Source organism: Xanthobacter autotrophicus (assembly GCF_030015065.1).
GTDB lineage: Bacteria > Pseudomonadota > Alphaproteobacteria > Rhizobiales > Xanthobacteraceae > Xanthobacter > Xanthobacter autotrophicus_D.
In genome coordinates, this window is the sequence record NZ_JAIVFN010000199.1 from 1 (window position 1) to 4,708 (window position 4,708).

The 4,708-nt window shown below is 70.3% G+C and carries 6 protein-coding genes; 1 reads left to right on the top strand and 5 read right to left on the bottom strand.

What is annotated here, in order from left to right; translation table 11 throughout:
- Both K9U40_RS22070 and K9U40_RS22075 read right to left on the bottom strand, forming a co-directional pair.
- Nucleotides 1-891: hypothetical protein (locus tag K9U40_RS22070; protein ID WP_282892261.1), on the bottom strand; the 891-nt coding region annotated here is incomplete at its 3' end.
- A gap of 207 nt (nucleotides 892-1,098) precedes the next feature.
- Nucleotides 1,099-1,236 carry a hypothetical protein gene (locus tag K9U40_RS22075; protein ID WP_282892262.1) on the bottom strand — a complete coding sequence of 46 codons (138 nt, stop codon included), beginning with the start codon at nucleotides 1,234-1,236 and terminating at the stop codon, nucleotides 1,099-1,101.
- A 232-nt stretch (nucleotides 1,237-1,468) separates the two neighbouring features.
- Here K9U40_RS22075 and K9U40_RS22080 point away from each other — a divergent pair, with 232 nt between their 5' ends.
- Nucleotides 1,469-1,780, top strand: coding sequence for a DUF3253 domain-containing protein (locus K9U40_RS22080; protein WP_282892263.1), 312 nt, complete (start codon nucleotides 1,469-1,471; stop codon nucleotides 1,778-1,780).
- A gap of 60 nt (nucleotides 1,781-1,840) precedes the next feature.
- Here the strand turns inward: K9U40_RS22080 and K9U40_RS22085 are convergent, their stop codons facing one another.
- Genes K9U40_RS22085 through K9U40_RS22095 form a run of 3 tightly spaced genes read right to left on the bottom strand, consistent with a single transcriptional unit; the run spans nucleotide 1,841 to nucleotide 4,643 of the window.
- Nucleotides 1,841-2,644 (bottom strand): YdcF family protein, encoded by an 804-nt coding sequence (locus K9U40_RS22085; protein ID WP_282892264.1) that lies wholly within the window; start codon nucleotides 2,642-2,644, stop codon nucleotides 1,841-1,843.
- 44 nt (nucleotides 2,645-2,688) lie between these two features.
- Nucleotides 2,689-3,420, bottom strand: coding sequence for an ABC transporter ATP-binding protein (locus K9U40_RS22090; protein ID WP_282892265.1), 732 nt, complete (start codon nucleotides 3,418-3,420; stop codon nucleotides 2,689-2,691).
- Nucleotides 3,420-4,643, bottom strand: a complete 1,224-nt coding sequence (locus K9U40_RS22095) for a lipoprotein-releasing ABC transporter permease subunit (RefSeq protein WP_282892266.1) — start codon at nucleotides 4,641-4,643, stop codon at nucleotides 3,420-3,422. Before K9U40_RS22095 ends, K9U40_RS22090 begins: the two co-directional genes overlap by 1 nt.
- Between the last annotated feature and the right edge of the window lie 65 nt (nucleotides 4,644-4,708).

The window sequence follows — 4,708 nt, forward strand, 5'->3', positions numbered from 1 at the left end:
CGGCAGGGGGGCGGGCGCGGTCGGGACCGCGGCAGGCGCCGGAGCTGCGGGGGCTGGCGGTGAGGGCGCCGCCTCCCCCTCCACCGGCAGGTTCGCCACCGGGGGGCGCTCCTGTGGGCGTTCCTGTGCGCCTTGCCCGCCGGCGCCGTTCTCGTGCGGAACCACGGTGAAGCCGAACGGACCGGTGCGCGGCGGCGGGGTGGGATTGAGCGTGCCGCGATTGCGCGCATTGCGCTCCCAGATCGGCGCGTATCGGGCGACGAGGGCCTGGTAGCGGCCCTCGGTCATGTTCGCGGCGATGCGGGAACTATCGCCCAGCATGGCCGCCGGCGGGCAGAAGGTGGGGGAGCAGCCGAAATCATCCACCAGCACCGCCGCCGTGAAGCCGAACGGGTCCAGCTCCAGCGGCCGGCGCCAGGCCATGACGCGGGCGGGAAGCCCGGGCACCTCGGCGCGGCGCAGCAGGTCGGCGGCATCCTCCACCAGCGCGATGCGCTCGCGCACCAGCGCCCGCGCGGCCGAGACCGAATCGGGCCGCTCGAACAGCACCATCTCGCAGGCGCCCGCCAGGGTGGCGTCGGCGGCGAGGCAGCCGAGCCCGGGCGCCTGGGCCGCGGCGGCATCGAGCGCGGCGGCGCGCGCCTCCAGCGCCTGCGCCTGCCCGCCGGAAGCGGTGCCCGCGACCGCGCGCACCAGCGCCCAGCCCACGGCGAGGCCGCCGACGAGCATGGCGACCAGCACCAGAATTGTCGCGGGATGGTCGTTGGGCTCGGAACGCGCGAACAGCAGCACGACGCAGACGACGCCCGCCACCGCCGCGGCGACGAGGACCCATCCGGGAACGGCGAAGCTCGCGGTCGCGAACCCCAGAAGCTGATCGACCCACTGCATCTGGCGTCCTCCGCCCCGCCTTCATGTCAGCCCGGCGCGGTCCCGGCGCAAGCGCGCACCAAAAACCGCGCCGGCATGGGGGCGCGTCGTGCCGCCCCTTGGCGGCGGGCGCGGATCATCTTCCCCCGCGCGCCGGAAGGCAACGCATGGGTGGGGTCCGCACAGTCTATGGTAAAGCCTTTCGGCCGGATCCGGGACCGCGTCCCGTCAGCCGGCACGCAGGACGGCGTGCTCGAAGCCGCCGAACAGATAGACCACGGCGACCGCGGCCAGGAATACGACAAGCGCGGTGCGCGCGACGCCCCAGCAGGAGCGGCGATGGGCATAGCCTTGGCTGAGATTCATGATGGGATCGTTGACCTCTGCACGTGCCCCCGCGGCACGTGATGCGTTTCCGCACTGCAACAATCATTAAGATTTTATGACTTTCTCGGCAAGGGGGATGCGAACGCTTCTCAGACGTTGTCCAAAATATGTCGCGAACGCCCGCCATCGCTCGTGCCGCGCGCGCTCCGGTGCCCTGCCCGCCCTGCGATCCGATGGCCGCCATGGCGGAAAATGCTTTATGAAGTCCGCCATGAGCAGCGATTCCCGCACCCATCCCCAACCCGGCATCCCGGCGCCCGCCCGCCTGCCCGACGAGGCCGCCATCGAGGCCGCGCTGCTGCGGCTCACCGCCGAATGCGGTGCCGGCAAGAGCGTCAGCCCCATGGACGTGGCGCAGGCGCTGATGCCGCAGGAGGAATGGCAGCGGGCCCTGCCGCTGGTGCGCCGGGTCGCGGTGCGGATGACGCAGGAGGGCCGCGCCCTCATCTATCGCAAGGGCAAGCCGGTGGATCCCGCCGACCTGCGCGGCGTCTACCGCATCGGCGCGCCACGGGACGAGTGATGCCAAGGGCCGGCCGCCCCCTCCCCCGCAAGCGGGAGAGGGTTCACGGGTGCGCCCGCGTCAGGGCGCCGGGAACAGGGCACTGGTCTTGCCCGTGACATAATAGACGACGAGCCCCACCCACTCGCGCACGCCCATGTCGGTCTTGTCGAGGCCGTCGGCGGCGCGGGAGAACGGTTCGTCCAGCCGGTCCGGGCCGATGGTCTGGAAGTCCACCGGATAGGCCACCACGTCGAACCCCACCTTGCGGAAGCAGCCCACCGCGCGCGGCATGTGCGCGGCGCTGGTGACAAGCAGCCAGCGCTCGCCCGGCTTCGGCTTCAGCACCGCCCTGGCGAATTCGGCGTTCTCGGCGGTGTTGCGCGATTTCTCCTCGAACTCCACCCGCGCCTCGGGAATGCCGAGGTCCGGCAGGCTCATGCGGATCATGTGCGCCTCGACGGCCTCGTCATTGCGCACCAGCCGCCCGCTGCCCCCGACAAAGGCGAGGCGCGCCTGCGGATAGCGGCGCGACAGGGCGGCGAAGGCAATGGGCCGCTCCCCGGCCTCGCCGAAGGTGGGCACGCCGCGCGCATTGCCGATGTCCGGCTTCTCCGACCCGCCCAGCATGATGATGCCGGTCACCGGGGTTCCATCGTCGGTGAAGAGGGGGAAGCGCTCCTCCAGCGGCGAGAGGATGAAGCTGGACGCCGGCGAGAAGCCGAATACCAGCCATCCCGCCACGGCGATGGTCACCAGCGCGGCACCGGCACGGCGCAGCCGCAGACCCAGCATGACCAGCCCCAGCGCCGCCAGGATGACCAGCAGGTTGGACGGCACCGCAAGGAACCACAGGACCTTGGAGGCGGTGAAGAAGGAATCCATGCGCGCTCCGGAAAGTCAGGCCATCAATCAAGCCCGCGCAATGCTCAGGCGAGTTCCACCACCTTGCCCTCGCGCAGGGTGACGCGGCGGTCCATGCGGGAGGCCAGCTCCAGGTTGTGGGTGGCGATGAGCGCCGCGACCCCGGTGGCGCGCACCAGCTCGGTGAGCGCGCCGAAGACATGGTCGGAGGTCTTGGGGTCGAGGTTGCCGGTGGGCTCGTCGGCCAGCAGCAGGCGCGGCGCATTGGCGAGCGCGCGGGCGATGGCGACGCGCTGCTGCTCGCCGCCGGAAAGCTCGGACGGGCGGTGGGTGAGCCGCGCGCCGAGGCCAAGATAGGACAGGAGGTCCTTGGAGCGCGCCTCGGCCTCCCTGCGGGAGAGGCCGCGGATCATCTGCGGCATGGACACGTTCTCCAGCGCCGTGAATTCGGGCAGGAGGTGGTGGAACTGGTAGATGAAGCCGATGGAGAGGCGGCGGATGCGGGTGCGCTCCGCATCGGGCAGGCGCGCGGTGGGCGTGCCGTCGATGAACACCTCGCCCGCGTCCGAATGCTCCAGCAATCCTGCGATGTGCAGCAGGGTGGACTTGCCGGAGCCGGAGGGCGCCACCAGCGCCACCGACTGGCCGTGGGAAATGGCGAAGTCCGCCCCGCGCAGGACCTCGATGGTCCCCGCGCCCTGGGGATAGCGCCGCACCACGCCGGTGAGCGCCAGGGCAAGCTGCGGGCGGCCGCCCTGCCCCTCGGGCCGTCCACTGGGATTTGCGCGCTGATCCATCACTCGTATCTCAGGGCTTCCACCGGATCGAGCCGGGCGGCCCGCCAGGACGGATACAGGGTGGCGAGGAAGGAGAGCACCATGGCCATCACCACCACGGACGTGGTTTCGCCCACATTCATCTCGGCCGGCAGGCGGCTCAGGTAATACAGCTCCGGCGAGAACAGCTCGGTGGCGGTGAGCCAGGAGATGAACTGGCGGATGCTCTCGATGTTGAGGCAGACGATGACGCCCAGGAGCAGCCCGGAGAGGGTGCCCACCACGCCGATGGCGGCGCCGGTGATGAAGAACACCCGCATGATGGCGCCCTGCGTCGCCCCCATGGTGCGCAGGATGGCGATGTCGTGGCCCTTGTCCTTCACCAGCATGATGAGGCCGGACACGATGTTGAGCGCCGCCACCAGCACGATGAGGGTGAGGATGAGGAACATCACGTTCCGCTCCACCTGCAAAGCGTTGAAGAAGGTGGCGTTGCGCACCCGCCAGTCCACCAGATACACGGGCCGCTCCGCCGCGCTCTGGATGGCGCCGCGCAATTCGCCCACGTCGTCGGGATTGTCGAGATAGACCTCGACGGCGTTCACGTCGGCGTTGCGGTTGAAATAGGCCTGCGCCTCGGCCAGCGGCATGAAGACGAAGGCGCTGTCATATTCCGACATGCCCACCTCGAACACCGCCGCCACCTTGTACACCTTGATGCGCGGCGAGGTGCCCATGGGCGTCACGGCGCCGCGCGGCGCCACCAGCGTCAGGTTGTCTCCCGCCCGCAGCGAAAGCTGGTCGGCGAGGCGCTTGCCGATGGCGATGCCCTGCCCCTGGTCGAAATTCTCCAGCGTGCCCTGGCGGATGTTGTGGGCCACCGAGGGCAGTTCCCGCAGGTCCTTTTCCGCAAGGCCCCGCACCAGCACGCCCGAGGCGCCGAAGGGCGAGGAGGCCAGCGCCTGCCCCTCCACCAGCGGCACCGCGAGGCGGATGCCGTTGAGCCTGGCGATGCGCTCCGCCACCGCCGCGTAGTCGGTGAGCGGCGATTCCAGCGGCTGCACCAGCACGTGGCCGTTGAGGCCGAGGATCTTGCCCAGAAGCTCCTGCCGGAACCCGTTCATCACCGCCATGACGATGATGAGGGTCGCCACCCCCAGCATGATGCCGAGGAAGGAGAAGCCGGCGATGACCGAGATGAAGCCTTCCTTGCGCCGGGCCCGCAGATACCGCAGCGACAGCATCCACTCGAACGCCGCGAAGGGGCGCGTTCCGGTGACGTCTGCGCCCCCCTGGCCCCCCCTTTGCC

Excerpts from the sequence above, each read along its gene's own strand:
- K9U40_RS22075 (WP_282892262.1), bottom strand. The coding sequence starts at position 1,236 with ATGAATCTCAGCCAAGGCTATGCCCATCGCCGCTCCTGCTGGGGCGTC.
- K9U40_RS22080 (WP_282892263.1), top strand. The coding sequence starts at position 1,469 with ATGAGCAGCGATTCCCGCACCCATCCCCAACCCGGCATCCCGGCGCCC.
- K9U40_RS22085 (WP_282892264.1), bottom strand. The coding sequence starts at position 2,644 with ATGGATTCCTTCTTCACCGCCTCCAAGGTCCTGTGGTTCCTTGCGGTG.
- K9U40_RS22090 (WP_282892265.1), bottom strand. The coding sequence starts at position 3,420 with ATGGATCAGCGCGCAAATCCCAGTGGACGGCCCGAGGGGCAGGGCGGC.
- K9U40_RS22095 (WP_282892266.1), bottom strand. The coding sequence starts at position 4,643 with ATGCTGTCGCTGCGGTATCTGCGGGCCCGGCGCAAGGAAGGCTTCATC.